Source organism: Pseudomonas putida, assembly GCF_028682175.1.
In the GTDB taxonomy this organism is placed as follows: domain Bacteria; phylum Pseudomonadota; class Gammaproteobacteria; order Pseudomonadales; family Pseudomonadaceae; genus Aquipseudomonas; species Aquipseudomonas putida_AD.
In genome coordinates this window covers 63,296-90,049 of record NZ_JANHKS010000005.1, presented here as the reverse complement: position 1 = coordinate 90,049, position 26,754 = coordinate 63,296, and the positions used below count along the sequence as shown (strand labels likewise).

Annotated in this window: 25 protein-coding genes; 10 read left to right on the top strand and 15 right to left on the bottom strand. The window is 62.4% G+C overall.

The genetic code is table 11. The annotated features are described in order from the left end of the window. Positions 1-33: 33 nt before the first annotated feature. Positions 34-1,533 carry a glycine betaine/L-proline transporter ProP gene (gene proP, locus NPS29_RS05685; protein ID WP_274131268.1) on the bottom strand — a complete coding sequence of 500 codons (1,500 nt, stop codon included), beginning with the start codon at positions 1,531-1,533 and terminating at the stop codon, positions 34-36. A 250-nt stretch (positions 1,534-1,783) separates the two neighbouring features. Between proP and NPS29_RS05680 the strand changes: the two genes are divergently transcribed. After that, positions 1,784-3,988 carry an OsmC domain/YcaO domain-containing protein gene (locus NPS29_RS05680; protein WP_274131267.1) on the top strand — a complete coding sequence of 735 codons (2,205 nt, stop codon included), beginning with the start codon at positions 1,784-1,786 and terminating at the stop codon, positions 3,986-3,988. A 1,138-nt stretch (positions 3,989-5,126) separates the two neighbouring features. Here NPS29_RS05680 and NPS29_RS05675 read toward each other — a convergent pair. The 3 genes from NPS29_RS05675 to NPS29_RS05665 are packed head-to-tail and all read right to left on the bottom strand — an operon-like array spanning position 5,127 to position 9,254. Further along, positions 5,127-6,551 carry an efflux transporter outer membrane subunit gene (locus tag NPS29_RS05675; RefSeq protein ID WP_274131266.1) on the bottom strand — a complete coding sequence of 475 codons (1,425 nt, stop codon included), beginning with the start codon at positions 6,549-6,551 and terminating at the stop codon, positions 5,127-5,129. Next, positions 6,548-8,140: a DHA2 family efflux MFS transporter permease subunit gene (locus NPS29_RS05670; protein WP_274131265.1), complete on the bottom strand. Its 1,593-nt coding sequence runs from the start codon at positions 8,138-8,140 to the stop codon at positions 6,548-6,550. Before NPS29_RS05670 ends, NPS29_RS05675 begins: the two co-directional genes overlap by 4 nt. Next, complete coding sequence (locus NPS29_RS05665) at positions 8,133-9,254, bottom strand: HlyD family secretion protein (protein ID WP_274131264.1); 1,122 nt, start codon at positions 9,252-9,254, stop codon at positions 8,133-8,135. Before NPS29_RS05665 ends, NPS29_RS05670 begins: the two co-directional genes overlap by 8 nt. A gap of 98 nt (positions 9,255-9,352) precedes the next feature. Here NPS29_RS05665 and NPS29_RS05660 point away from each other — a divergent pair, with 98 nt between their 5' ends. Beyond that, entirely contained in the window at positions 9,353-10,057 is a 705-nt protein-coding gene (locus tag NPS29_RS05660; protein WP_274131262.1) for a CerR family C-terminal domain-containing protein, read from the top strand. On the opposite strand, the gene csgH is transcribed toward NPS29_RS05660, so the two are convergent. From csgH to NPS29_RS05625, 7 genes are all read right to left on the bottom strand, one after another. Beyond that, a complete protein-coding gene (csgH, locus tag NPS29_RS05655; protein ID WP_274131260.1) occupies positions 10,050-10,355 on the bottom strand; it encodes a curli-like amyloid fiber formation chaperone CsgH in 306 nt (101 codons plus the stop codon). The genes NPS29_RS05660 and csgH overlap by 8 nt on opposite strands. Before the next feature lie 5 nt (positions 10,356-10,360). Beyond that, complete coding sequence (locus NPS29_RS05650) at positions 10,361-10,873, bottom strand: curlin-associated protein (protein WP_274131258.1); 513 nt, start codon at positions 10,871-10,873, stop codon at positions 10,361-10,363. Beyond that, entirely contained in the window at positions 10,863-11,756 is an 894-nt protein-coding gene (locus NPS29_RS05645; RefSeq protein ID WP_274131256.1) for a CsgG/HfaB family protein, read from the bottom strand. The genes NPS29_RS05650 and NPS29_RS05645 overlap by 11 nt, the downstream gene beginning before the upstream one ends. A gap of 49 nt (positions 11,757-11,805) precedes the next feature. Continuing rightward, entirely contained in the window at positions 11,806-13,080 is a 1,275-nt protein-coding gene (locus NPS29_RS05640; RefSeq protein WP_274131254.1) for a hypothetical protein, read from the bottom strand. Between the two features lie 135 nt (positions 13,081-13,215). Then, positions 13,216-13,635: a curli assembly protein CsgF gene (locus NPS29_RS05635; RefSeq protein ID WP_274131252.1), complete on the bottom strand. Its 420-nt coding sequence runs from the start codon at positions 13,633-13,635 to the stop codon at positions 13,216-13,218. A gap of 11 nt (positions 13,636-13,646) precedes the next feature. After that, complete coding sequence (locus NPS29_RS05630) at positions 13,647-14,090, bottom strand: CsgE family curli-type amyloid fiber assembly protein (RefSeq protein WP_274131249.1); 444 nt, start codon at positions 14,088-14,090, stop codon at positions 13,647-13,649. Positions 14,091-14,546: 456 nt separating this feature from the next. Continuing rightward, positions 14,547-15,431 (bottom strand): LysR substrate-binding domain-containing protein, encoded by an 885-nt coding sequence (locus tag NPS29_RS05625; RefSeq protein ID WP_274131247.1) that lies wholly within the window; start codon positions 15,429-15,431, stop codon positions 14,547-14,549. Between the two features lie 158 nt (positions 15,432-15,589). Here NPS29_RS05625 and ydiJ point away from each other — a divergent pair, with 158 nt between their 5' ends. After that, positions 15,590-18,613 (top strand): D-2-hydroxyglutarate dehydrogenase YdiJ, encoded by a 3,024-nt coding sequence (gene ydiJ, locus NPS29_RS05620; protein WP_274131245.1) that lies wholly within the window; start codon positions 15,590-15,592, stop codon positions 18,611-18,613. A 147-nt stretch (positions 18,614-18,760) separates the two neighbouring features. On the opposite strand, the gene NPS29_RS05615 is transcribed toward ydiJ, so the two are convergent. Further along, a complete protein-coding gene (locus NPS29_RS05615) occupies positions 18,761-19,261 on the bottom strand; it encodes a cupin domain-containing protein (protein WP_274131243.1) in 501 nt (166 codons plus the stop codon). Positions 19,262-19,559: 298 nt separating this feature from the next. Here NPS29_RS05615 and NPS29_RS05610 point away from each other — a divergent pair, with 298 nt between their 5' ends. Both NPS29_RS05610 and NPS29_RS05605 read left to right on the top strand, forming a co-directional pair. Beyond that, a complete protein-coding gene (locus tag NPS29_RS05610) occupies positions 19,560-20,018 on the top strand; it encodes a GFA family protein (RefSeq protein ID WP_274131240.1) in 459 nt (152 codons plus the stop codon). Beyond that, complete coding sequence (locus NPS29_RS05605) at positions 20,019-20,540, top strand: GNAT family N-acetyltransferase (protein ID WP_274131239.1); 522 nt, start codon at positions 20,019-20,021, stop codon at positions 20,538-20,540. A gap of 11 nt (positions 20,541-20,551) precedes the next feature. Here the strand turns inward: NPS29_RS05605 and NPS29_RS05600 are convergent, their stop codons facing one another. Further along, the gene (locus NPS29_RS05600; protein WP_274131238.1) at positions 20,552-21,292 is read right to left on the bottom strand and encodes an SDR family oxidoreductase; all 741 of its coding nucleotides are present in this window, start codon (positions 21,290-21,292) and stop codon (positions 20,552-20,554) included. 115 nt (positions 21,293-21,407) lie between these two features. Between NPS29_RS05600 and NPS29_RS05595 the strand changes: the two genes are divergently transcribed. The 5 genes from NPS29_RS05595 to NPS29_RS05575 all read left to right on the top strand — a co-directional run bounded on the left by NPS29_RS05595 (position 21,408) and on the right by NPS29_RS05575 (position 24,299). After that, positions 21,408-22,337, top strand: coding sequence for a LysR family transcriptional regulator (locus tag NPS29_RS05595; RefSeq protein WP_274131236.1), 930 nt, complete (start codon positions 21,408-21,410; stop codon positions 22,335-22,337). Positions 22,338-22,507: 170 nt separating this feature from the next. After that, positions 22,508-22,783 (top strand): metal/formaldehyde-sensitive transcriptional repressor, encoded by a 276-nt coding sequence (locus tag NPS29_RS05590; protein WP_274131234.1) that lies wholly within the window; start codon positions 22,508-22,510, stop codon positions 22,781-22,783. A 7-nt stretch (positions 22,784-22,790) separates the two neighbouring features. Beyond that, positions 22,791-23,732: a CDF family Co(II)/Ni(II) efflux transporter DmeF gene (gene dmeF, locus NPS29_RS05585; RefSeq protein WP_274131232.1), complete on the top strand. Its 942-nt coding sequence runs from the start codon at positions 22,791-22,793 to the stop codon at positions 23,730-23,732. Positions 23,733-23,776: 44 nt separating this feature from the next. Further along, positions 23,777-24,121 carry a hypothetical protein gene (locus tag NPS29_RS05580; protein WP_425312449.1) on the top strand — a complete coding sequence of 115 codons (345 nt, stop codon included), beginning with the start codon at positions 23,777-23,779 and terminating at the stop codon, positions 24,119-24,121. Continuing rightward, entirely contained in the window at positions 24,105-24,299 is a 195-nt protein-coding gene (locus tag NPS29_RS05575) for a DUF1289 domain-containing protein (RefSeq protein WP_274131229.1), read from the top strand. The genes NPS29_RS05580 and NPS29_RS05575 overlap by 17 nt, the downstream gene beginning before the upstream one ends. Positions 24,300-24,479: 180 nt before the next feature. On the opposite strand, the gene NPS29_RS05570 is transcribed toward NPS29_RS05575, so the two are convergent. Continuing rightward, on the bottom strand, positions 24,480-25,502 hold the full coding sequence (locus tag NPS29_RS05570) for an LLM class flavin-dependent oxidoreductase (protein ID WP_274131228.1): 1,023 nt from the start codon (positions 25,500-25,502) through the stop codon (positions 24,480-24,482). 104 nt (positions 25,503-25,606) lie between these two features. Beyond that, positions 25,607-26,536 carry a LysR family transcriptional regulator gene (locus tag NPS29_RS05565; RefSeq protein WP_274131227.1) on the bottom strand — a complete coding sequence of 310 codons (930 nt, stop codon included), beginning with the start codon at positions 26,534-26,536 and terminating at the stop codon, positions 25,607-25,609. Between the last annotated feature and the right edge of the window lie 218 nt (positions 26,537-26,754).

The window sequence follows — 26,754 nt, the reverse complement described above, 5'->3', positions numbered from 1 at the left end:
TGCCGCGCCTCTGTGCGCGGCAGCGGTTCAGCATCAATCGATGCGAGGGTGTTGCTGCACCAGCTCCTTGCGCTTGGCCTCAAGCTCGGCGATCTGGGTATCGATGTCTTCGATCTTCTGTTCGATATTGTCGTGGTGTTCCTGCAGCAGTTCCTTGGCTTCCTCGAGGTCCGAGGCTGCAGGCGCTGCACCGCGCAACGGCTTGTTGGCGGTTTCCTTCATGGTCACCCCGGTGGCCAGGCCAATCACCGCGACCACCATCAGGTAGTACGCCGGCATGTAGAGGTTGTTGGTGCTTTCCACCAGCCAGGCGGCGAGGGTGGGCGTCAGGCCGGCAATCAGCACCGAAACGTTGAACGCGCTGGCCAGGGCGCTGTAGCGGATGTGCGTGGGGAACATCGCGGGCAGGGTAGACGCCATCACGCCGATGAAAAAGTTCAGCACCACTGCCAGAATCAGCAGCCCTGCGAAGATCACCCCGATCTTGCCGCTGTTGATCAGCATGAACGCCGGAATGGCCAGGATGAACAGCGCAACGCTGCCGACAATGATGAAGGGCTTGCGGCCGATCTTGTCGCTGATGAAACCGATCAAAGGCTGCACGAACAGCATGCCGACCATGATCGCGATGATGATCAGCACCCCGCGGTCTTCGCTGTAATGCAGGTTGTGCGACAGGTAGCTGGGCATGTACGTCAGCAGCATGTAATACGTCACGTTGGTCGCGACCACGATGCCGATACAGGTCATCAGGCTGCGCCAATGCTTGGTCGCCACTTCCTTGAACGAGACCTTCGGACCATGGGACAGGCCTTCGCGGTCGCCCTGTTCGAGCTTGTCCACGTGCTGCTGAAAGGCCGGGGTTTCTTCCAGTGCGTTACGCAGGTACAGCCCGAGCATCCCCAAGGGCAGGGCGAGGAAGAACGGCAGGCGCCAGCCCCATTCCTCGAACTTCTCCTGACCCAGGAAGGTGGAAATCATCACCACCAGGCCCGCGCCGAGGACGAAACCGGCAATCGAGCCGAAATCCAGCCAACTCCCGAGAAAGCCGCGCTTGCGGTCGGGTGCATACTCGGCGACGAAGATCGACGCGCCGGTGTACTCGCCGCCCACCGAGAAGCCCTGGGCCATCTTGGCCAGCAGCAACAGGATGGGCGCCCAGATGCCAATCGAGGCGTAGGAGGGGATCAGGCCGATGGCGAAGGTGCTCAGGGACATGATGATAATGGTCGCCGCCAGCACTTTCTGGCGCCCGTACTTGTCGCCCAGGGCACCGAAGAACAGCCCGCCCAGCGGCCTGATCAGGAACGGCACCGAGAAGGTCGCCAGTGCCGCCACCATCTGCACGCTTGGGTCGGCGCCGGGAAAGAACACCTTGCCCAGTACATACGCGACGAAGCCGTAGACGCCGAAGTCGAACCACTCCATGGCGTTGCCCAGGGCCGCTGCGGTGATCGCCTTGCGCATCTTCGCGTCGTCGACGATGGTGATGTCCTGCAACCCGATGGGGCTGACTTTTTTCTTTGATTTCATACCGGTCACTCTGTTTCAGAACTGTCGATGCCATTGTTTTGGTGGCACGCTATTCCCGTTCAGATACAAAAAGACGCAAAATAATTCACCGTGAAACCCGGTTTTTGTTTCTTCACGTTTTCAAAGCCGTTGCAGATGACTCTCCACCCGGCCCGGCGACCGATCGGCACCCCGGCCTCAAAGCACGAGACTTCCCGCGCAAAACCCGGATAATGGCGGCCATTTCGCTTTCGCTATTGTGGTGCCGCCCATGGAAATCAAAGTCAACTTTCTCGACAACTTAAGGCTTGAGGCCAAGTTCGACGACTTCACGGTGATCGCCGACCAGCCCATTCGCTACAAGGGCGACGGCTCGGCGCCGGGGCCGTTCGACTACTTCCTGGCGTCGTCGGCCTTGTGCGCCGCGTATTTCGTGAAGTTGTACTGCAGCACCCGCAATATCCCGACGGACAATATCCGCCTGTCGCAGAACAACATTGTCGACCCGGAAAACCGCTACAGCCAGATCTTCAAGATTCAGGTGGAACTGCCTGCCGACATCTCGGAAAAGGACCGTCAGGGCATCCTGCGCTCCATCGACCGCTGCACCGTGAAGAAAGTGGTGCAGGCCGGTCCCGAGTTCGTGATCGAGGAAGTCGAGAATCTGGATGCCGACGCACAGGCGCTGCTGATGCCGGCGTCGACCGTAGCCGAAGGCACCTACATCCTGGGCAAGGACCTGCCGCTGGAGCAGACCATCGCCAACATGTCGGGCATTCTGGCCGAGCTTGGGATGAAGATCGAAATCGCCTCATGGCGCAACATCGTGCCCAATGTCTGGTCGCTGCACATCCGCGACGCGCATTCGCCGATGTGCTTCACCAATGGCAAGGGGTCGACCAAGGAGAGCGCGCTGGCCTCGGCGCTGGGCGAGTTCATCGAACGCATCAACTGCAACTTCTTCTACAACGACCAGTTCTGGGGCGAGGACATCGCCAACGCCGAGTTCGTGCATTACCCGAACGAGCGCTGGTTCAAGCCGGGCCCTGGCGATGCGCTGCCCGAAGAGATTCTCGACCCGCACTGCCTGGCCATCTACAACCGCGACGGTGAACTGCGCGGCTCGCACCTGTACGACACCAACTCGGGCAATACCTCGCGGGGCATCGTGTCGCTGCCGTTCGTGCGTCAGTCCGATGGCGAAGTGGTGTACTTCCCGTCCAACCTGATCGAGAACCTGTTCCTGAGCAACGGCATGAGCGCCGGCAACACCCTGGCCGAGGCGCAGGTGCAATGCCTGTCGGAGATTTTCGAGCGGGCGGTCAAACGCGAGATTCTCGAAGGCGAACTCGCGCTGCCGGACGTGCCGCATGAGGTGATCGCCAAGTACCCGGGCATCCTCGCCGGGATCAAGGGGCTGGAAGAGCAGGGCTTCCCGGTGCTGGTCAAGGATGCGTCGCTGGGCGGCGAGTTCCCTGTCATGTGCGTCACCCTGATGAACCCGCGCACCGGCGGCGTGTTTGCCTCGTTTGGTGCCCACCCAAGTTTTGAAGTGGCGCTTGAACGCAGCCTGACCGAGTTGCTGCAAGGGCGCAGTTTTGAGGGGCTGAATGATCTGCCGGCGCCGACCTTCGAAGGTCAGGCGGTGATCGAGCCGAACAACTTCGTCGAGCACTTCATCGACTCCAGCGGTGTGGTGTCGTGGCGGTTCTTCAGTGCCAAGGCCGATTACGATTTCGTCGAGTGGGACTTTTCCAGCGAAGGCGAAGAGGCCAATGCCGAGGAAGCCGCGACGCTGTTCGGCATCCTCGAAGATTTGGGCAAGGAGGCCTACATGGCCGTGTATGAGGACCTGGGTGCCACGGCGTGCCGGATCCTGGTGCCGGACTATTCGGAGATCTACCCGGTCGAGGACCTGATCTGGGACAACACCAACAAGGCCCTGGCCTTTCGCGCCGATATCCTCAACCTGCACAACCTGAGCAAGGTCGGCCTGCGCACGCTGGCCAAGGGGCTGGAAGACAGCGAGCTGGATGATTACACCGACATCACCACGCTGATCGGCATCGAGTTCGACGACAACACGCCGTGGGGGCAATTGACGATTCTGGAATTGCGCCTGCTGATCTACCTTGCCTTGCAGAAGTATGAAAAGGCCAAGGATCTGGTGGAAGCGTTCCTGCAGTACAACGACAACACCGTCGAGCGCGGGCTGTTTTACCAGGCGGTGAACGTGGTGCTGGAAATGCAACTGGACGACGACCTGGAACTGGCCGACTACGAGGTCAACTTCCGCCGCATGTTTGGTGACGAACGCATGGATGCGGCGATTGGCTCGGTGGATGGCAGTGTGCGTTTCTATGGGCTGACACCGACCAGCATGAAGCTTGAAGGGCTCGATCGGCATCAGCGGCTGGTCGACAGCTACAAGAAACTCCACACCGCGCGGGCGAAGGCAGCGGGTTTGGCGGGCTGACTTCGGCCGCGCATCTTCATCGCCAGACACGCCCGGTCGCGGGCAAGCGCGCTCCTACAGTGTACGCGCCGTGCCGCCGACGCCGGCAAGCCGGACTGCTACGGGGTTGAGGTGAAGCACCACGCGTGTCTCTGACCTAAGCCGTAGGAGCGCGCTTGCCCGCGAAGGCGGTGGTACATCCAATGCATCTCCATCGCCTGAAACGGCGAATCGCGAGCAAGCTCACTCCTACAGGACCTGTGCCAGGCGAGCTCCGGTGGTCATCACGAACCTGTAGAAGTGAGCTTGCTCGCGATGAGGACGGTACATTCAACACATCTCTGTCAGCTGAAACGCCCAGTCGCGGGCAAGCGCGCTCCTGCAGTGTATGTGGTGTGCCGCCGACGCCGGCAAGCCGTGCTGCTACGGGGTTGAGGTGAAGCACCAAGCGTGTCTCTGACCGAAGCCGTAGGAGCGCGCTTGCCCGCGAAGGCGGTGGCACATCCAATGCATCTCCATCGCCTGAAACGGCGAATCGCGAGCAAGCTCACTCCTACAGGACCTGTGCCAGGCGAGCTCCGGTGGTCATCACGAACCTGTAGGAGTGAGCTTGCTCGCGATAAGGACGGTACATTCAACACATCTCTGTCAGCTGAAACGCCCAGTCGCGGGCAAGCGAGCTCCTACAGTGTACGCGCTGTGCCGCCGACGCCGGCAAGCCGTGCTGCTACGGGGTTGAGGTGAAGCACCAAGCGTGTCTCTGACCGAAGCCGTAGGAGCGCGCTTGCCCGCGAAGGCCGTGGTACATCCAATGCATCTCCATTGCCTGAAACGGCGAATCGCGAGCAAGCTCACTCCTACAGGACCTGTGCCAGGCGAGCTTCGGTGGTCATCACGAACCTGTAGAAGTGAGCTTGCTCGCGATGAGGACGGTACATTCAACACATCTCTGTCAGCTGAAACGCCCGGTCGCGGGCAAGCGCGCACCTACAGTGTACGCGCTGTGCCGCCGACGCCGGCAAGCCGTGCTGCTACGGGGTTGAGGTGAAGCACCAAGCGGGTCTCTGACCGAAACCGTAGGAGCGCGCTTGCCCGCGAAGGCGGTGGTACATCCAATGCATCTCCATCGCCTGAAACGGCGAATCGCGAGCAAGCGCTTCTACAACGTCCAGCCCAGGCCCAGGGATTTGTGCAAGGAGGCGAAATCCTTGAGCAGTTCTGCATCGCCTGAGATGCGGCTTTCCTGGGCCTGGTAGCGGGTGCGTTCGGCGTCGAGCCAGTCCAGGGTGCTGGCGGTGCCGGCGCGGTAGCGTTGGCGGGTCAGGTCGGCGGCGCGGATGGCGGAGGCTTCGACATTGCGCAGCAGCACCACGTTTTCCCGCTGGTGGCCGTAGCGCACCAAGGCCACATCGGCGTCGCGCAGGGCGCTGAGCACCACGCTCTTGTACTGGGCCAGCGCTTCATCGCGACCGGCCTTCGCGCCTTCGACACTTGCCGCCACTCGGCCAAAATCCAGAATGTTCCAGCTCAGGCGCGGCAGCAACAGCCAGGTGCCGTTGTCCTTGCGCGCCAGATGGCCGGGATCGCCCGCCGAGAATGACAAGTCCCCGGTAAGGCTCAGTTTGGGAAACCAGTCCGCCTGTTTCTCGCCGATCTGTGCATTGCTCGACGCAAGTGCACGCTCGGCGGCGCGGATGTCGGGGCGGGCCTTGAGGATCGCCGCCGGATCGGCAAACGGCACCTTCTGCGGCATGGCGGGCAGGGGTTGGGTAGACGACAGACGAGCGTCCAGTTCACCCGGTTCCAGCCCGCAGAGCAGGCCCAGTTGGTCGATGGCCTGCACGATCGACGCCTGCAGCGGCAGACGCTGGGCGCGGGTGTTTTCAGCCTGGGTCAGCACCTGTTCCAGTTGCAACTGCGAAGCCACGCCACGGCTGCGACGCTGTTGGGTCAGGTCCACCGCCTGCTGTTCGATGTCGACACTGGCATCCACCAGCGCCAGACGGGTTTGCTGATCGCGCAGGTCGACGTAGGTCTGCACCACTTCTGCGGCCAGTTGCACCTGGGTGTCCGCCAGTTTTGCCGCAGTCGATTCGGACTGCGCCTGGGCCGCCTCGACCGCCCGGCGCGTACCGCCGAACAGGTCGGCTTCCCAGCTGGCATCGAACCCGGCCAGGTACAGCGTCAAGGGCCCGCGACCGCCGCCACCGCCACTGTCACCCAGAAAGGAGGTGTCGGGAGAGCGCAGTTTCAGCATCGCCGCATCGGCCGTGACCTTGGGCATCGCGTCGGCGCGCGAGCCGCTGAGGCTGGCGCGGGACTGGCGCAAGCGGGCCTGGGCACTGGCGATGTCCGGGCTGTTGTGCAGGGCTTGCGTGACCAGTTGATCAAGCAGCGGATCACCCAATGACTGCCACCACTGGGCGACCCCGGGCTCGCGCACGGCAGGATCATCGGCGTGTGGCAGGCGCCCGGCGGCCAGAGTCTTGGGCGCCACATCGGGCGCGCCTTGATAATCCGGCCCCACGGTGCAGGCAGACAACAGACCAACGGCCAGAAACAGCGGAATCGAACGGGAAATCATTGTCGTGGGCCTGCCTGCGCCGGGCGCGTTTTCAGGATGAAGATCAGGGGCAGGCACGCCAGCATCGCCAGCCCCAGCACATAAAAGGCGTCGTTGTAGGCCAGCACCGAAGCCTGCTGCGCGATGTCGCTGGCCAGTTGCGCAAAAGCCTGCATCTGCGCGGTGGACGGATCGCCGGTTTGCGCAAGGAAACTGGCGCTCTGGCTGGCGATCTGATCCTGTGCCAGCTGGCTGTTGGCAAGAATGCCTTCGCGCAGCACGTCGTCATGGAAGTGGCTGCGTCGGTCCATCAGCACCCCGAGCAAGGCCAGCCCCAGGGTGCCGCCCAGGTTGCGCGACATGTTGTAGAGCCCGGCAGCGTCCCCGGCATCGCGGGCATCCACCGAGCGCATGGACAACTGGCTGAGCGGCATCATCACCAGAATCTGGCCGAAACCCCGCAGGATCTGCGACAGCACGAAGTCATGGCCGACACTCTGCGAGGTCAGCTCGGTGTCGACGAAACAGCTGGCCCAGTACAGCAACAGACCCAGGCCGACCATGGAGCGCAGGTCGTAGCGGCCCAGCATCTTGGGCAGGATCGGCATCAGCGCGAACGCCGGGATGCCCGACAGCAGCATGATCGAACCGGCCTGTTCGGCGTTGTACCCAGACAGAATCCCAAGGAACTGCGGCACCAGATATGCCGTGCCATAGAGCCCTGCGCCCACTGCCGTGGCGATCAGCAGCACGCTGCCAAAGCTGCGGTTGAGCACCAGTTGCAAGCGCACGATGGGCGTGGCCGAGCGCAGTTGGCCCAAAGCGATGAGGAAAAAACCGACCAAGGTCGCGATGCTTAGCCAAATGATCAGCAGCGAATCGAACCAGTGTTCGCGCTGGCCTTCCTCAAGCACCACGGTCAGCGAACTGAGCCCCAGTGCCAGGCCGACAATGCCTGCCCAGTCGGCCTTGATGAAACGCTCAAGGTTCATTTTTTCCGAGGGCAAGCCGGTGAGCAGCAGGGTGATGAGGGCGATGCTGATCGGCAGGTTGAGGAAGAAGCACCAGCGCCAGTCAATGTTTTCCGTGAGCCAGCCACCGACCACCGGCCCCAGCAGCGGCCCGAGAATCGCGGTCATGCCGAACAGCGTGGTGCCGATGGGCAACTGATGGGCAGGCAGGCGCGTGCGCACGATGGTCTGCGCGGTCGGGATCATCGCACCGCCAGCGAAACCCTGGCCGATGCGCCCGGCGATCATCGCCCCGAGGCTCGACGACAATCCGCAGAACATCGAGAAGAAGGTGAACATCAGCGCCGTGCCCACCAGGAACCGGCGCAGGCCGAAGACCCGCGTCAGCCAGGCGGCGAGGGGGATCATGACGATTTCCGACATCAGGTAGCCGGTGGCGATCCAGGTACCCTCGGTGCCGGTGGCGCCGATCTGGCCCTGAATCTGCGGCAGCGCCGAGTTGGTGATCGAGATGTCCAGGGTCGCCAGCAATGCTCCGAGCGAACCTGCGGCGACGGCGATCCAGTCGGTCAGCGAGGCGTTACGCGGCTGGCTGGCCTGTGCTCCGGCGTTGCTGCCGGCGGCCAGGGCCTCAGCCATGATCGGCGTCTGCCTTGGTCGAGCGGATGTCCACCTTGACCGTGGCCGACAGCCCCGGAACCAGCGCCGGACGCACGTCGTCGGTCACATCCAGAGCGATACGAACGGGCACCCGCTGGACGATCTTGGTGAAGTTGCCGGTGGCATTGGACGGCGGCAGCAGGGCGAACTGCGCGCCGGTGCCGGGGGCCAGACTGTCGACGTGACCGTGCAGCTCGCGGCCCGGCAGCGCATCGACCTGCACGCTGACCGACTGGCCGGGGCGCATGTCGCCGATCTGGGTTTCCTTGTAATTGGCGGTCAGGTAGATGGCGTCCACCGGCACTACCGTCAGCAGCCGGGTGCCGGGCTGCACGTACTGGCCGACGCGCACGCCACGGTCGGCGATGCGGCCATCCAGCGGGCTGCGAATCACCGCGTCATCGACATCGAGCTGGCTCTGCGCTTCGCTGGCCTTGGCCACCCCGAGTTGCGCCTGAGCTTGTTTGAGTTGAGCCTGCAGGGTGCCGTTGCGGGTTTCGCTGGAGCGCAGCGCCGCTTGTTTGGCGGCAACCGTGCTGCGGGCCTGGGCAAGCTGGTTGTTCAGTTGCGCCAGACGCTCTTCAGGCTCGGCGCCGGAGCGGGCCAGCGGTGCATAGCGCGCGACCTCGGTCTGGGCATGACGGGCGTCAGCTTCTGCACCCTGCAATTGCGCGCGGGCCTCGGCAATGGCCGAGTCCTGTTGCACAAGATCAGCCTGGGCCTTGGCCAGGTCCGCGGTGCGGGCCGCAATGGTGGCCGAGGCTTCGTCGCTGACTGCCTGGTATTTGCGTGCGTCGAGGCGCACCAGTACGTCGCCGCGTTTGACCGTCTGGTTGTCCGCCACCAGCACTTCGCCGACGTAACCACTGATCTTCGGCGCGACACTGATGCTGTCCGCTTGCAGATAGGCGTCGTCGGTGGTTTCGATGAAGCGTCCGGCCAACCACCACCAGGCCGCCCACGCCAACGCGATGGCCAGCGCCACCGTGACCAGCGCCAGCAGGATGCGCCGCGCTTTGCCGCGCTGGCCGTTGACGGTTTCATCAGGCGCCGCCTGTGGCACGGCTGGAGGGGGAGGCGTTGCGGCGGACATCGGGATGCTCCGAATTTATATCAGTCGGTATAAATTCGTTTTTTCGCCAAATTTTGTCAACTGGTATATTTTGCCGGGGTATCGAACGGGAGCTGCACATGGCACGACACAAACCTGCCGCCGAGGGTGGTTATCAACGCGGCGAAGAGACCCGCGCGCGCATCGTCGAAGCGGCCGTGGCGGTCTTTGGCGAGCGTGGCTACGAGGGCGCCTCGACCCGCGACATCGCCACTGCGGCCGGGGTCAATGCACCGGCGATCCAGTATTACTTCGACGGCAAGGAGGGCGTGTACCTGGAGTGCGTCGAGCACCTGATCAGGCTGCTGTGGCACAAGATGGGCGACAGCGTCGAAGCGGCGGAGGCGGCCCTGGCGCAGACGCCACTCAAGGACCAGGCGCTGATCGACGCCTCGCTGGGGATTCTCGGCGCTGTGGTGTCGACCATCCAGGACAGCCCGCAGACGACTGCATGGCGGGCGTTTCTGGACCGTCATCAAACCGGCCTGTGCCCGGAAAGTGCGTCGATGGCCTTCGAAGACCGCTTCAAGAAGCGTATTGGTGTGGTGGTTCGGTTGCTGATCGCCGGGCTTTCCGGCTACGCAGTGGAAGACGAGCGCACGGTGATCCACTCCATGGCGCTGTTCTCCCAAGGACTGGCCTTCCGGGTGCAGAAGCCCAAGTTGCTCGAAGCGCTGAAGTGGGCCGAAGTCGGCCCGCAGGAAATGGAGCAGGTCAGGGATGTGGTGCTGACCCAGGCGCGCTTTACGCTTGAGGGGCTGGTCAGGCAGCGGGATATCAGTTAGCCGGGTTGTCGCAGTCTTTCTCGACTGTCTTGACCAGCTCGCTGCCCTGGAACAGTTCCAGGCGGATGTGGCAGGCCGCTTCAGGGGGAATGCTCAGTTGTACCAGAGAGGCGGTGGCGCCGGTCTGGATGTCGCCCGACTGGCTGATGCTCGATGTCCCGGCCGTACTGCGCTGGCTGACCGCCATGCGGTAGCGCAAGGTCAACGGCGTCGGGTTTTCGATGTGCGGGCGAATCAGCACCGCGGCACCCTGGCGCTGGGTGTCGATGGCTACGACCAGTTGCGACAAATCGATCATGGGTTTCACTTCTGAGTCACGGTGGCATTCATGTTGTTGCCGTACTGCTGGACATTGACCGTGCCGCCGAAGCCGTTCTGGCTGACGTTGGCCTGGTTGCCCTGGCCGTACTGGCCGATGTACGCCTGATTATAGGCACCACTCTGCACGACGTTGGCCTGGTTGTTGGTCCCGGCCTGGGTAATGGCTGCCTGGTTGAAGCGCCCGGCCTGATCCAGGCTGATCGAGTTGTTGTAACCCGTCTGCTGGGCGGCTGCGGCGTTGTAGGCGCCACTCTGGTTGATCGTGGCAGTGTTCGCATTGCCGTTCTGGATCTGCACCAGGCGCTGGCCGGGGCCGGCCTGGTCGATACGCGAGCGGTTGTTGGAGCCGATCTGACTCACGTCCACACGGCTGCCGCTCACGCCAATGCCCGAATAGCGGGCCTCGGGCATCAGGTCGGCGGCGTGGCTGATGGCGCTGCCCAGCAGCAGCGCCGTGGTCAGAGCGATCAGCGCAGTTCTTTTATTACTGTGCATGGGTCTCCCCCGATAGTTTGCTTTGTTCGGCGGCGGTCATGGGCGTACTCATGGTTTGCTCGTCATACGCTTTCAGGTAGCCGGCCAGCAGTGGTTTTTTCAGGTCTTCCGGGTTCTTCAGGTTCCAGCTGCCATCCCGCGCGCCCTGGGCGATCAGGTGGATCAGGCCGGCCTCGATGGCTTCACGCACGCACTGCTGCACCGGTTCGTTGCGCGAGAGGCCGGTCTCGACCTCCAGCAGGTGACGCAGGGAAACGAACTTGAACACGCCGAAATCGAGCTGGATCGAGAACACGGTCTTGGTGGTGGTGACGCTCTGGATGATGTCGCCGGTGCGGATGTCCACCGCACGCAGGTTGATGGTCACCTGGTCCTGGCGATACAGATCCGACGGGCCGATACCCAGGTAGCGCACACCGAAACCGCCGGTGCGCACGTTGCTTTCGTAGGCGACGATGGCGCCTTCGACAATCATGTTGGCCGGGCGCAGCGGTGGCAGTTGCCCCTGGGCCTGATCCTGCGGCTGCTCCAGGGCGCGGACGATCTTGCGCTCGGTCAGCAGGTCCTGCAGGTTTTCGCGTTCGACCGGTTTGAACCAGCGCGAATCGCGCAACGCGCTGACCAGAAGCGACGCTGCGCCCTGAGTCACCGACGTGGAGAAAGAACTGTCCGGCGAAGGTTTGTACTGGCCGGTCTGGTCACGCATGCCGTACACCGCCACGGGGATCACGCCTGCCGGTGGGGGCAGGTTGGCCAGGTCGCGGGTCGATTGCGTTGGAGGCGAAATGGTCGCCGGAGAAATGGTGCCCGCCGGGCGAGAGGTGGCACAGCCACTCAATACTGCGGCAGCGATAATCATCAATGAAAGCGTGCGGGCGCGCATGGTATAGCTCCGAAAAAACCCGCCGGCGAACCGGCGGGTACGACCTGGATTAGTGCTGGGTGATCGAAACGGTGTTGTTGCTGCCGCCGGTCTGAGTGACGTTGGCAGTCAGGTAGCTGCCGGACTGAGCCACAGTGGCCTTGCTGTTGTAAGCGGTAGTGGTCTGATTCAGGTCGATGACGTTGTAGCCGCCGGAGTTCTGAGTCAGGTAAGCGTCGTTGTCTTTGCCAGACTGGTTGCTGGTGACCTTGTTGCTGGTGCCGTCCTGGATGATGGTCGCTTTCAGGTTGCTGTCACCAGGGTTGCCGCCGTGTGGGCCGTTCTGGTTGGCAACGATGCTGTTGTAGTTGCCGCTCTGAGTGGCGGTGATGGTGCTGTGGTCAGCCTGATCCTGGTTGAGGGTGCCAACGTTGTTGGAGCCGGTCTGGGTCAGGTAGGCCCTGGAGTAGTCGGCATCGTTCTGGTTGATGGTGCCGGTGTTGTTGTTGCCACCTTTCTGAGTCAGCTCGGCGTTCGAGTTCCAGGCCCAGGTTTGAGTGACGCTACCGATGTTGCCCTGGCCGTTCTGGCTGATGGTGGCGCTGGAGTCACGAGTGTTGCTCTGCTGGGTGGCCCAGGCTTTGTTGTAGCCGCCATCCTGAGTAACGGTCGCAGTCACTTTGTACGAGTCGTTCTGATTGATGGTGCCTTCGTTGTTGTTGCCGCGCTGAGTCAGAGAGGCAGTGGCCTGATCGTTGTTCTTCTGGGTGACCCAGGCCTGGTTGTTATTGTTGAACTGGCTGACGGTCGCGGTGGACTTGGTGTTGTTTTCCTGAGTCACCCAGGCGGAGTTGCCGGTGCCGTCCTGTTTCAGGGTGGCTGCGGTATCGCGACCTTTGTTGGCGTTCTGGGTGATGGTGCCGTTGTTGTAGCTGCCAGCCTGGTTCAGGGTGGCCGACTGCTGGTTGGCGCTGCTGTTGCCAGCTGCGCCAGTCTGGTTAATGGTGCCCTGGTTTTGCTCGCCGCCAGTCTGACGGGCAGCGGCGGTGTTGTAGGAGTTGGTTTGCAGCACGGTCAGGTTGCTGTTGCTCGAACCCTGGTAGATCGGTTTGGCAGGCTGGCTGCCCCAACCGAACCAACCGCCGCTGGTGGCGGGGGTGCCTGCGTTGTTGTTGCTGCCGTTCTGGGTCACGTTCAGGTTGGAGTTGATCGCGCCACTTTGCTCCGCGACGATGCCGTTGTCGGAACCGTTCTGGTAGGTGGTGGTAGTGCCGTTGCCAGCGAAGGCAGCGCCCGATACCGAAGCCAATACAGCGAGAGCGAGGAGGGATTTACGTGCTTGCATGGTTAATTCCTTTTTACGATGTTTTTAGGCAGCTAGGTTTGTTGCAGGCGAACGAGCCCTGCGAGTTGATTGCACTTGGCACAACAAGTCTTACAGTGAGCATTACAACGAAAGCGTTATTAAGTTGGAGCGAACTTACTGGTTGATCTGAAACGACGTGGTCTGGCCGGTGGTTTTGTCGGTTGTTGTAATTTGCAAAAGCCCCGGCGACAAGTTGACGATGGAAATCGTGAAGTCCGTAGTTTCCACAACTCCTGGCGTCAGTTTTCCGTCGGTGCCAACAATGCTTGAGGTGACCGCCGACGACACACGACTCAGAATTGCACTTTGCAACATGCTGTTGAATTGGTTCAGCGTGCTGTTCGCCGAGGACGCCGAGGAAGACGAGTGTTCCTTGAAACTGTTCTGCGCGTTCGCCTGGTTGAGCAGCACAGGACCGTTCAACGGGTTGCCGCCAAACGATGGGTTGACCGGCACGTAGACCAGTTCGCTGGCCTGCACCGAGACTGCCGAAAACGCCATCAGACTCGTGAGTACTACAGATAGACGGTTCATGATAATTCCCTTCATAGCTCGTCGCGGGCCAGGTCCCGGTCGCCGAAAAATTGCGCCAGTTGATAATCCAGAATGGCTTGAAACACTTGTGCGGCAACGTCTGCGCCCAGTGCGGGGATCAGGCTGCGGTTAGGCGGCAGTTGCAACTGGGTCATCCGGCGGTTGCCGTAGTTGATGAAGATCTGGCTGCCCAGACGTGCGGTGGGGCGTTCGACGACCGAGATACTGAAGCGTCCGGATTCGTCCTTTTCATTCCACGCCGCGGCAAAACTGTCATAAAAGGCACGCCCGTTTTGCGTCACCGTCTGCCCGACTACAAGCCCGCCAACTTCGACCGGACCCAGGGTCCGGTGGGTGGAAAGGGACTTGGAGGTGTTGACGCCGGTATCGGCAAAAGCCGTGGCAGCCAGACACAGGGGAAGCACCATCATCATCCGTAAAGTGGTGTGTTTCATCGGTGGACATACCGGGTGTGTTCAAGAGTTGACACAGTGTAGTTACAAACAATTTGAAAAGGCCACTAGTATTTTAAACTTTTATTTAGTTATTTCTTGGCGTCAGAAAGCTGGCAAGCAACTTTCTGAGCTATAAAAGAGTTTATCGATTTCAATAAGTTTGCAGCCCTTGAGTTTGAGCGGTCCTGCCTCTGGGGTAGTCGTAAAGTATGAATGTTTTGTGATGAGGGCTACGAAAAGGCCCTGCATTCACAGGGTGTTTCAAAGTTTTTCTTGCCGACAGACGGCAGGTCACAGGTGGCGGGCTTTAGCGTGGTCGCATTCAATTGAATGGGTCCGCACGCCCGTTTACTTGTTTATGTTGCAACTAAAAAACGCGACTGCATTTGCTTGGGTATCTGTAGTTAGATGGCTTTGGCGGACAGCGGATTGTCCTTGAAGAACGCCGTCGGGTGCTCAGATCTGTTCCAGCAGCCAGGCACGAAATGCCTGCAACGATGGCAGCCCTTCGTTGCGGGGCGGATAGGCCAGGTAATAGCTGCGCTGGCTGGCGAAGGGCAGGTCCAGACTGGTCAGTTCGCCCTTGGCCAACTCATCGGTGACAAGGATGCGCGGCACCAGGCCGATGCCGATGTCGGCTTTGACCGCCTGGATCAAGTGTGACGTCAGCTCGAAACTCGGCCCCAGACGCATGAGCCGATGGGGCAGGCGATGATGGCTGAACCAGTCGGCCCAGACGTTGGGATTATTGGCGACGTTGAGCAGCATCTGTTCGGCGATCTGCTCTGGCGCCCAGTGCCGATAGGCGAGGGCGGCCTGTGGGGATATGACCACCACCAGTTCTTCAGCGTGCAGGCGGTGACTGACCAGCCCCGGCAGGTCGGCGTTGCCCACCACGATGGCTGCGTCGATGCCGCTGGTGTCGAAGTCGATGGCGTCAATTCGCGAGTTGATGTGCACCAGCATGCCGGGATGACGCTTGTAGAAATCATGCAGGCGCGGCATCAGCCACTTGGAACCGAAGGTTGGCAGCGTGGCCAGACGCAGGGAACCGCCGCCGGACTGATAGGCCATGGCCTGCAGCGTGGCGCTGCGAATGCGGCCAAGGGCGTCGCTCATCTCTCTTTGATACAGCCGGCCGACATCGGTGAGCTGCACCTGGCGGCCTTCGCGGCGAAACAGGGTCAGGCCCAATTGCTGCTCCAGCGCCTGCACCTGGCGGCTGACCGCGCTCTGGGTCAGGGACAACTCGACAGCGGCGCGGGTGTAGCTTTCATGGCGTGCAGCGGCCTCGAAAGCCAGCAACAGAGACATGGACGGCGTGAGATGGCGGTAATTCATTCAGAAAAGTCATCGATAGCGGCAGGAATATCCGTTTGTCCCGAGCGCGGGCCTGCAGGATCATTGGCATCATAACGATCCGAGGCTGACCGATTAATGCCCCGGCGACAAGTATTTTGCTTTTTTCCGTGATCAGACCGACAAGAGGCCATCCTTTGATGATCGCCCAACTGCCTACCGCCGTTCCTGCGGCGCAATACCCGGACTTTCTCGACGCATTGCGCGCCAGCGGTTTTCGCGGCCAACTGAGCGCCGACTACGCCACCCGCACGGTGCTGGCGACCGACAACTCGATCTACCAGCGCCTGCCCCAGGCGGCCGTGTTTCCCGTTGATGCCGAGGATGTGGCGCGCATCGCCACGCTGATGGCCGAGCCGCGTTTTCGCCAGATCAAGCTGACCCCGCGCGGCGGCGGCACCGGCACCAACGGCCAGTGCCTGACTGACGGCATCGTGGTCGATCTGTCGCGGCACATGAATACCATCCTCGAAATCAACGTCGAGGAACGCTGGGTGCGGGTCCAGGCCGGTGTGGTCAAGGACCAGCTCAACGCCGCGCTCAAGCCTCACGGGCTGTTCTTCGCGCCGGAGCTCTCGACCTCCAACCGCGCCACCGTCGGCGGCATGATCAACACCGACGCCAGCGGGCAGGGCAGTTGCACCTACGGCAAGACCCGCGACCACGTGCTCGAACTGCACAGTGTGCTGCTGGGCGGCGAACGGCTGCACAGCCAGCCGATTTCCGATGCCGAGCTTGAGGCGGCGTGCGCGCAGCCTGGCCGTGTCGGCGAGGTGTATCGCATCGCCCGCGGGATTCAGGAAACCCAGGGTGAATTGATCGAGAAGATCTTCCCCAGGCTCAACCGCTGCCTGACCGGCTATGACTTGGCGCACCTGCGCGACGAACAAGGCCGCTTCAACCTCAACAGCGTGCTGTGCGGTGCCGAAGGCTCGCTGGGGTACGTGGTCGAGGCCAAGCTCAACGTGTTGCCGATTCCGACCTATTCGGTGCTGGTCAACGTGCGCTACTCAAGCTTCATGGATGCGCTGCGCGACGCCAATGCGCTGATGGCGCACAAGCCGCTGTCGATTGAAACCGTCGATTCGCGGGTGCTGATGCTGGCGATGAAAGACATCGTCTGGCACAGCGTCGCCGAGTATTTCCCCGCCGACGCCGAGCGTCCGACCCTGGGCATCAACCTGGTGGAATTCAGTGGCGATGACGTCGATGAAGTGAACGCGAAGGTCGCGGCATTCATCGAGCATCTGCGCAGCGACACCGGCGTCGAGCGCCTGGGCCACACCCTGGCCGAAGGCGCGGCGGCGGTGAACAAGGTCTACACCATGCGCAAACGGTCGGTTGGCCTGCTGGGCAACGTCGAAGGCGAGATTCGTCCGCAGCCGTTCGTGGAAGACACTGCCGTGCCGCCCGAGCAACTGGCCGACTACATTGCCGAGTTCCGCGCGCTGCTGGACGGCTACGGCCTGACCTACGGCATGTTCGGCCACGTCGATGCCGGCGTGCTGCACGTGCGTCCCGCGCTGGACATGAAAGACCCGGCCCAGGCCGCGCTGGTCAAGCCGATTTCCGACGCCGTCGCCGAGCTGACCCAGCGCTACGGCGGCCTGTTGTGGGGTGAGCACGGCAAGGGCCTGCGCTCGGAATACGTGCCGGCGTTCTTCGGCGAGCTGTACCCCGCGCTGCAATCGCTCAAGGGCGCGTTCGACCCGCACAATCAGCTCAACCCCGGCAAGATCTGCACCCCGCCGGATGCCGAGCAGGGCTTGCTCAAGGTCAACGAAGTCACCCTGCGTGGCGATCTTGACCGGCAGATCGACGAGCGCGTCTGGCAGAGTTTCGGCAGCGCCGTGCACTGCAACGGCAACGGCGCCTGCTACAACTTCGACCCCAACGATGCGATGTGCCCGTCGTGGAAGGCGACCCGCGAGCGCCAGCATTCGCCCAAGGGCCGCGCGTCGCTGATCCGCGAGTGGCTACGTCTGCAAGGCGCGGCCAACATCGATGTGCTGCAAGCGGCGCGGGGCAAGGTGTCATGGCTCAAGGGCCTGCCGGCGCGGCTGCGCAACAACCAGGCCCGTGCCAGCGGCCAGGCCGATTTCTCCCATGAAGTCTACGACGCCATGGCCGGTTGCCTGGCGTGCAAGTCCTGCGCGGGGCAGTGCCCGATCAAGGTCAACGTGCCCGAATTCCGTTCGCGGTTCCTTGAGCTTTATCACGGCCGCTATCAGCGTCCGCTGCGGGACTACCTGATCGGCTCGCTGGAATTCACCATCCCGTACATGGCCTACGCGCCCGGCCTGTACAACGCCGTGATGGGTTCAAAGTGGGTCGGCGGCTTGCTGGAGCGGCATGTCGGCATGCTCGACAGCCCGTTGATTCATCGCTACAACCTGCAATCGACTCTGACCCGCTGCAACGTCGGTGTGGCCAGCGTTCCGGCGCTGCGCGAGCTGACTGCCGAGCAGCGTGGACGCAGTATCGTGCTGGTGCAGGACGCCTTCACCCGGTACTTCGAGACGCCGCTGCTGGCGTCCTTCATTCAGTTGGCGCATCAACTGGGCTACCGCGTGTTCATGGCGCCCTACAGTGCCAACGGCAAGCCGCTGCATGTTCAAGGGTTTCTGGGAGCGTTCGCCAAGGCCGCGATCCGCAACGCCACGCAGCTCAAGGCCCTGGCCGATTGCGACGTGCCGCTGGTGGGGCTGGACCCGGCCATGACCCTGGTCTATCGCCAGGAATACCAGAAAGTGCCAGGGCTTGAGGGCAGCCCGAACGTGCTGCTGCCTCAGGAGTGGCTGATCGATGCACTGCCCGACAAAGCCAACGCTGCGCCTCGCAGCTTCCGCCTGCTTGCCCACTGCACCGAGAAAACCAACGTCCCGGCCAGCACCTCGCAGTGGGAAAAGGTGTTCGCGAAGGTGGGGCTCAAGCTTTCCACCGAGGCCACTGGTTGCTGCGGGATGTCCGGCACCTACGGCCACGAGGCGCGTAATCAGGAGACGTCGAAGACCATTTTCGAGCAATCCTGGGCTGGCAAGATCGACAAGGAGCACGAGGCCTTGGCGACCGGTTATTCCTGCCGCAGCCAGGTCAAACGCATGGCCGACAAACAGCTGCGCCATCCGCTGGAAGTGGTGTTGGAGCAGTTGGTGGTGGGGTGACCGGCCGGGGGCGTTCCGTAGATCGCCCCGCCGGCAAGCCGTGCTGCTACGGATCGTGTAGACGACAATCCCTGTAGGAGCGCGCTTGCCCGCGACGGCGCCCGCAAGATCGCCCCGCCCTCAAGCCGTGCTGCTGCGGTCGGCGTGCTACTGGTTGCGGCGAGGGTCATCCTTTGGGTTCAGATACTCGATCCCCAACGGCCCGATGCCGTACACCTGCGTCACGTATTCACCGGATCTTGCCCAATGAAAATGCGGAGTATTGGCGGGCAGCACCACCACGCTGCCAGGCCCGTACGCCACCAGTTTTTCAGGGTCGAACGTCGTGCCCTGGCCGATGTAGAACACCCCGGAGATAACCGTGTAGATCCGGTCTTCGGGATGGGTGTGGGGCATCAGCTTCACCCCGTTGGGCACCTTCACCCTCACCACATACGGCCCAGGCTGCGTCGGATTGCCGACGATCACCGCAAGCTTCGCCGCAGCCGGAAACGCGGGAAAGCTCTGCCACTGCACATCTTCACTGCGAATCGAGTCATATGTGCCCGTGGGCAACCCTGCCGACAGCGCGGGGCCTGCCAACAGCGCGCAAGCCGCCAGGGCCAGTGCGCCGCGTACCGATCTGCTGCGTAACCATTGGATCTTCATTGAAGTACTTCCTGTCAAAAACGGTGGAGCGATGGTAGGCAGGAAGACCACCCCGATAAACCGCAGCCGGGGCACTTGAGTTGATACATGGTGTAATCAATCTACACCGCAGCAGTCGGGCCCATTCGTGGGCAAGCCCACTCCCACAGAATGTGTGTCCGCAACCCTGTAGGAGCGCGCTTGCCCGCGAAGGCGTCCGCAAGATCGCCCCCGCCGGCAAGCCGTGCTGCTACGGATCGCGTGGACGACATAAATCCCGCTATGATCGGCCGATGCATCCTTTCACGAGGCCCGATTCATGAACGCTGATCAAAACGAATTCGATGGCCGTTGCCATTGCGGCACGGTGCGTTTCCATGTGCGCCTCAGCGACGGCCTGAACAGCGCCCGCCGCTGTGATTGCTCGTTGTGCCGGATGCGCGGGGCGGTGGTGGTGAGTGCGCGGTTGCAGGATCTGCAGATCACCGCAGGCGCCGAGGCACTGACGCTCTACCAGTTCCACACCAAGACGGCGAAGCACTACTTCTGCTCGAAGTGCGGCATCTACACCCACCACCAGCGTCGCTCCAACCCCGAACAGTTCGGCATCAATGCGGCGTGCCTGGAAGGCGTCAGCCCGTTTGACTTCGCCGAGGTCGTGGTGTGTGACGGCGTTCAGCATCCGTCCGATGAGCAGACTTCCGAAAAACGCAGCGAGACGGTCGGCGTCTTGCGATTCGTGCCGGATGACGGCAGTTCATATCAGGAACACAGGTGAATGGATTCATTCAAGGTCAGAGAACTGCAAGACACCGATGCCCAGGCATTGCTCGAATTCGAAGTGCGCAACCGGCAATGGTTCGAATCGCACATCGAACCACGGGCGCCTGAGTTCTACTCGTTGCAGGGCGTTGCCGAACACATCGCGTCCTGCCTCGGCGGGCTTGCCGCAGGAAACTGGCACCCCATGGTGATCCTCGATTACGACCAGCGCATCATCGGCCGGGCCAATCTTAAAAGCATCAACGCGGCCGCTGGCTGCGCCGAGGTGGGTTATCGCATCGATCAGCAAGCGGCCGGGCAGGGGCTCGCCACCTTTGCCTTGAAACGCCTGATCCACGAGGCGCGCAACCGTTGGCAGCTCGGGCAGCTGGTGGCCTTCGTCTATGAACAGAACCTGGGCTCGCAAAAGGTCCTGGCCCGCTGCGGGTTTCTGCCTGCTCCGGACGACGCCGATCACAGTACGGCAAACGAGCGCCGGTTCGTGCTTTCGTTAGAGGCGCAAGCTGCCACGGCTTGAGCCGCGCCGGTTCAGGCAAACCCACCATTGGCGCGCAATACCTGCGAGTTGATCCAGCCGCCGTCCGGGCCGGCCAGGAAGGCCACCGCCGCGGCGATGTCTTCGGGTGTGCCCAAGCGTTCCAGCGGCGCGAGGCTGGCGATGTGGTTGACCTGCTCCTGGCTCTTGCCTTCCAGAAACAGCTCGGTGCCGACCGGTCCCGGTGCCACGGCATTCACCGTGATCTGCCGACCGCGCAGTTCGTTGGCCAGTACGTGCACCAGGCCTTCGACGCCCGCCTTGGAGGCGATGTAAGGACCGTAGGACGGGAATGACTTGGCGATCACGCTGGTGGTCAGGGCGATGATGCGACCACCGCTTTCCACATCGGCCGCCGCCCGGCCCAGCACCAGGAAGGCGCCGCGCAGGTTGATGGCGATCATCCGGTCGAAGTCGTCGAGGCTGGCTTCGCTGATTGGCGCCATGCTCATGATGCCAGCGCTGTTGACCACCACGTCGATCCTGCCAAATGCGCTTTTTGCACCCTCGAACAGCGCGGCGACGTCCTGGGCATTGCCGACATCGCCCTTGATCGCGATGGCCTGGCCGCCGGCAGCTTCAATGGCGCTCAGGGTGTCCCGGGCCTTGCTTTCGTTGCTGTTGTAGCTGATGACCACCGCAAAGCCGTCAGCGGCCAGACGCAGGGCGATGGCCTTGCCGATGCCACGGGAGCCACCGGTGACAATGGCTGTCTTGCGCGTTTGATCGTTCATGGGGTTCTCCGGATTTGAAATGGGTGCGATTGCCTTGGAAATGATTCTGCTTGTTTGCGCCTGCCGGATAAATCCCGCTAAATTGCCAACACAATTCAACTGCGGACAACAATCGATGGACCGCTTCGAATCACTGCAACTCTTCACCCGGATCGTCGAGCTCAGCTCATTCAGCCGCGCGGCAGCGGTGCTGGGCATTCCCCGGGCAACGGCGACCCACGCGATCAAGGAGCTTGAGGCCAGGCTCGGCATCCGCCTGCTCGAACGCACCACCCGCCACGTCAGGCCCACGGTGGATGGCCAGGCGTTCTACGAGCGATGCGTGTTCGTGCTCAGCGAACTGGACGACGCTGAGTCTTCCTTGCGCCATGTGGCGGCCAGTCCGCAGGGCGTGTTGCGGGTGGACATGCATGGCACCCACGCCACACGGGTGGTGTTGCCGAGGATCAATGAGTTTCGCGGCCGTTATCCGGGTATAGACCTGACGGTCAGTGGCGGCGACCGCCTGGTGGATCTGGTGCGCGAGGGCGTGGATTGCGTGATTCGCGCCGGCGCTCCCAAGGATTCGGCACTGGTCGTCCGGCCCCTGGCGGTCATGCCCCAGGTGATCTGCGCCAGCCCCGAATACCTGGCGCGCGCCGGCACCCCACGCACACCCGAGGATCTGGCCGGGCATCAGGCGGTGAGATTCTTCGCCAGCAACGGGGCGGTGGATTACCCGCTCGAATTGCTGATCGAGGGCCAGATCCGCGAGTTCCACCTCGGTGGCTGGATGGCCGTGAACGATGCCGAAAGCTACGTGGTGTGCGCGCTACAGGGTTGCGGCCTGATCCAGGTGCCGCGTTTTCACCTGGAGGCGGACTTGCAGGCGGGGCGTCTGGTGGAGGTTCTGAGCGACTGGCAGAGCCCGGGCCTGACGCTGTCGGCGATGTATCCCCACCACCGGCATCTGTCGCCACGGGTGCGGGTGTTCATCGACTGGCTGTGCGAGGTCTACACCGACGTATTCGGGCCGTTGCCGGCGGATTATCGGTTGGTGACTTGACGCCACCAGGACTCCGGCCACTGACCCGTAGCAGCACGGCTTGCCGGCGGGAGCGATCTGAGAATGCCCCCGCCGGCAAGCCGTGCTGCTACGGGAGTGTTTCGGTGGCACTTGTGCCAACCCATCCTTGAGTGCATCATGCGGCCCTATATAGGGTAGGGGGGTATGCTATGTCGCACACCAAGGCAGGAAGAGACGATCTGCTCAAGCGCGTTCGGCGCATCTCGGGGCAAGTCCAGGCCATCGAGCGCGCGCTGGAGGGTGAGGCCGACTGCGCCAAGACGCTGCATCTGGTCGCGGCCACCCGTGGCGCCATCAACGGGCTGCTCGACGAGATCATCGAAGACCACGCACGCGAACACGTCGCCAAACCGGGCCTGACCGATGAGGAACGGGCGCAAGGCGTCGAAGAGCTGCTTGAAGCCATTCGCCGATATTCCAAGTGAGGTGGGTATGAGCACAGCCGATTACAGCCATAGCCACGATTTTCTCGGGGCAGGGCACGATGAAAACGCCCGCCGCACCCTGTGGGTGGTGGTTCTCACAGTGGTCATGATGGTGGGTGAGATCGCGGCCGGATACATCACCGGCTCCATGGCGCTGCTGGCCGACGGGTTCCACATGGCGACCCACGCCGGGGCATTGGGGATTGCCGCCGCTGCCTATGCCTTCGCCCGCAGGCATTCGACCGATAATGCCTACAGCTTCGGCACCGGCAAGGTGGGGGATCTTGGCGGGTTTGCCTCGGCGCTGATCCTGGGTCTGATTTCCCTGGGGATCGGTGTCGAATCGGTGCTGCGACTGTTCGAGCCCACCCAGGTGCAGTTCGGGACCGCAACCCTGATTGCCGTTGTCGGCCTGGCTGTGAACGTCGTCAGCGCCTTGCTCTTGGGCCACGGCCACGGCCACAGCCATGGACACAGTCACGAGCATGAGCATGAGCACGCCCATGAGCATCATCACGAGCACAGCCACGAGCAAGACAACAATTTCCGGTCGGCGTACGTGCACGTGCTGGCCGACGCCGTGACCTCGGTGCTGGCCATCGTCGCGTTGCTGGCGGGCAAGTTCCTGGGCTGGGTCTGGCTTGATCCGGTCATGGGCATCGTCGGTGCGGTGGTCATCGCGCGCTGGGCGTGGACCTTGATGCGCGATACTGCTTCTGTCTTGCTGGACCGCACCGATGAGCACGCGGCCGAGGAGATTCGCGAGTTGCTGGAGCACAATCCCGCACTGCGGATCACTGACTTGCATGTCTGGCGAGTAGGACCTTCGGCTCGCGCTGCCATCGTCAGTGTCCAGGGTTCGTCGCTGCAATCGGCCGAAGACGTGCGTGTCGCGCTCAAGCCAGTGCATGAAGTGACCCACCTTACCGTTGAATACAGGGTCGCCTGATGCCTTCATCGAAACGGAAACATGCCGGTATCGAGCGCGAACTGGTGAGGGCACTGACCTGGGCCTGCGAAACGGCAAAAAGCGAGATTGCGGGCTTTGAATGGCTCACCCATCGCGTGGATTACGAGCGCCTGGCGGACAGCCTGGTGGTCACCTGGGTGTTCGACAGTGATGCGAGCATGAATGCCGCGCTCGCCAGCCAGGACAAACAACGGATGCAAGCCCTGACTCAGGCGGCATTTGATGATGTCGGAATCAGTGTTTCGGCCATCGCTTCCCACGTCGAATTCGATTCCGAAGAGCGCTGCAATGCCCAGCACGGTGGGGACTGGGTGGCTCGGCTGAACTCACGGCAGCGCGCGGGAGGCAGGCATGGCAAAGGACATTGAAAACCCCTGCGTGTCGCTGTGTCAGCTCAACAGCGAGATGTGCGTGAGTTGCGGACGCAGCCGCGAGGAAATCCGTAAATGGCGCGGCATGAAGCGCCCGGAGAAAATGGCCGCGGTGCAGAACGCGAGTGCGCGGTTGAAGGCGTTTAACAAGAAGAAAAACAAGAGCAAGAGTTAGCGCCCCACGGGTCGAATTCACATCCCGCGCGCATCCCGCGTAGCAGTCCGGCTTGCCGGCGTCAGCGATCTTGCCTACGCCCCCGCCGGCAAGCCGTGCTGCTACGGGGTCGGTGTTCAGATTCCCACCTGTAGGAGCGCGGATGGAACGCGAGGTTTGTGACCGGCGATCCTGTGGCCGCTAGCGCCATCCCAACCCAGGCGCGACATGCTTGAGGATCGACTCGATCACGTGGGCGCAGTATTCCACCCCCAACTGGTTAGGCACGGTCAACAGCAGGGTGTCGGCGGCCGCGATGGCCTCATCCCTGGCCAGTGCCTCGATCAGCACATCCGGCTCGGCCGCGTAATTACGCCCGAAAACGGTCTGGATATGGCCGTCCAGCAGGCCGATGGTGTCCTGGCTTTCGTCGCTTGAGCCAAAGTACATACGGTCCATGTCATTGGTGATCGCAAAGATGCTGCGGCTCACCGACACGCGCGGCTCGCGGGTATGCCCGGCTTCCTTCCAGGCCTGTCGATACAGGCGGATCTGCTCGGCCTGCTGGATGTGCAGGGGCTCGCCACTTTCGTCGACCTTAAGGGTGGATGTCTGCAGGTTCATGCCCATTTGCGCTGCCCACACGGCGGTTGCGTCGGATGCCGAGCCCCACCAGATCCTGTCCCGCAGGCCTTCGGAATGCGGCTCCAGGCGCAGCAGCCCCGGTGGGTTGGCGAACATGGGCCGTGGGTTGGGCTGGGCAAAGCCCTTGCCGCGCAGCAACTCATAAAAGACTTCCGTATGCCTGCGCGCCATGTCGGCGTGGGTCTCGCCTTCATTGGGCGCATACCCGAAATGCCGCCAGCCTTCGATGACCTGTTCCCCCGAGCCGCGACTGATGCCCAGTTGCAAGCGACCGCCTGCGATCAGATCGGCGGCGCTTGCATCTTCGACCATGTAATGCGGGTTCTCGTAGCGCATATCGATCACACCGGTGCCGATTTCGATGCGCCGGGTTTTTGCGCCTACCGCCGCCAGCAGCGGGAAGGGTGAGGCCAGTTGCCGGGCGAAGTGGTGGACGCGAAAGAACGCGCCGTCCGCGCCCAGTTCTTCAGCCGCGACGGCCATGTCGATCGATTGCAGCAGCACATCAGCGGCGGAGCGGGCCTGGGAATGGGCGGACGTGGACCAGTGCCCGAAGTTGAGAAAGCCGATCTTTTTCATGGGATGCTTCCGGTAAGGCTGGATTTGGGCAACAGGCTAACCCGCTGCTGGCCAAACCTGTAGTCGCCAGATGGCAGGTTCAGCATCAACCAATGGTTGTAAATTCACCACTTGTTGAAGCGGGCCACGTGACCGCTGGCGCGAAACCCTTCGACGATGAAATCCACGAACACCCGGACCTTGGCGGGTACCAGTTTGCGGCTGGTGTAGTAGATCGACAGCGGCAGTGAGTCGGCGTACCAGTCGGGGAGTATCCGCACCAGTTCGCCGCGCTCAAGCATTGGCAATACATGGGGGATCGGCAGCATGGCGATGCCCATGCCGGTCGCGGCTGCACGAGCCATGGCCTCGGGGTCGTCCAGGATCATCACCGGGCGCACGCTGGCCACCACTTCCTCGCCGGCATGACTCTTCAGCTTCCACGGGGCCAGCCGGCCGGAACTCAGCACCCGGCGCAACAGCCCGCGATGGCGCGTCAGCTCCTGTGGGTGCTCCGGCGTCGGATGTTCCTTCAGGTAGGTCGGGGAGGCCACCAGCACGATGCGCAGACGCGCCAGCTCCCGTGCGATCAGGGCGTCGGTCAACTCGATGCCGCCACCGATGGCCACGTCGAAGCCTTCGTTGATCAGATCGACCTGGCGGTTATCGAAATGCAGATCGGGCACCACGTCCGGGTAGCGACGCACGAACTCGTCCATCATCGGCACGAAGTACTCGCGCCCGACCGTGTAGGCCAGCGACACCTTCAGCGTGCCCGCCGGCTTGCCCGCGCCCTGGCGCAGGTCGGTGAGGGCATCGCCGATCTCGCCCCAGGGCAGGCGCACCTGGGCATAGAGGCGTTCGCCATCGGACGTCAGCGCCAGGCTGCGGGTGCTGCGCTGGAACAGCCGCACGCCGACCCGCGCCTCCAGTTGCCCGACACTCTTGCTGACTGCCGCCGGCGTCAGCCCCATCCGCCGGGCAGCCGCCGAAAAACTGCCCTCGTCGGCGGTGGCGATGAACGCGTCGAGGTAGCTACTGAGTTCGGTCAGCATGGCCTGTTCTTCTTACCCTGGGTTGAAACCGAAGGCGAAGTCTAGCGACTGCCAGACGAAAGCGCTCGTGGCCTGAATCATTCGCAGTGCCGTAAGAGTGTGTTGAGAAATCGACGATTGATTTCTCCGGGTGAAACAGTCAATTGCCCAAGCCGGGAATTCTCAACATTTCTGGCGGGATCGATACTGGATTCAACGGCGAATACCGCCTCGGTCCG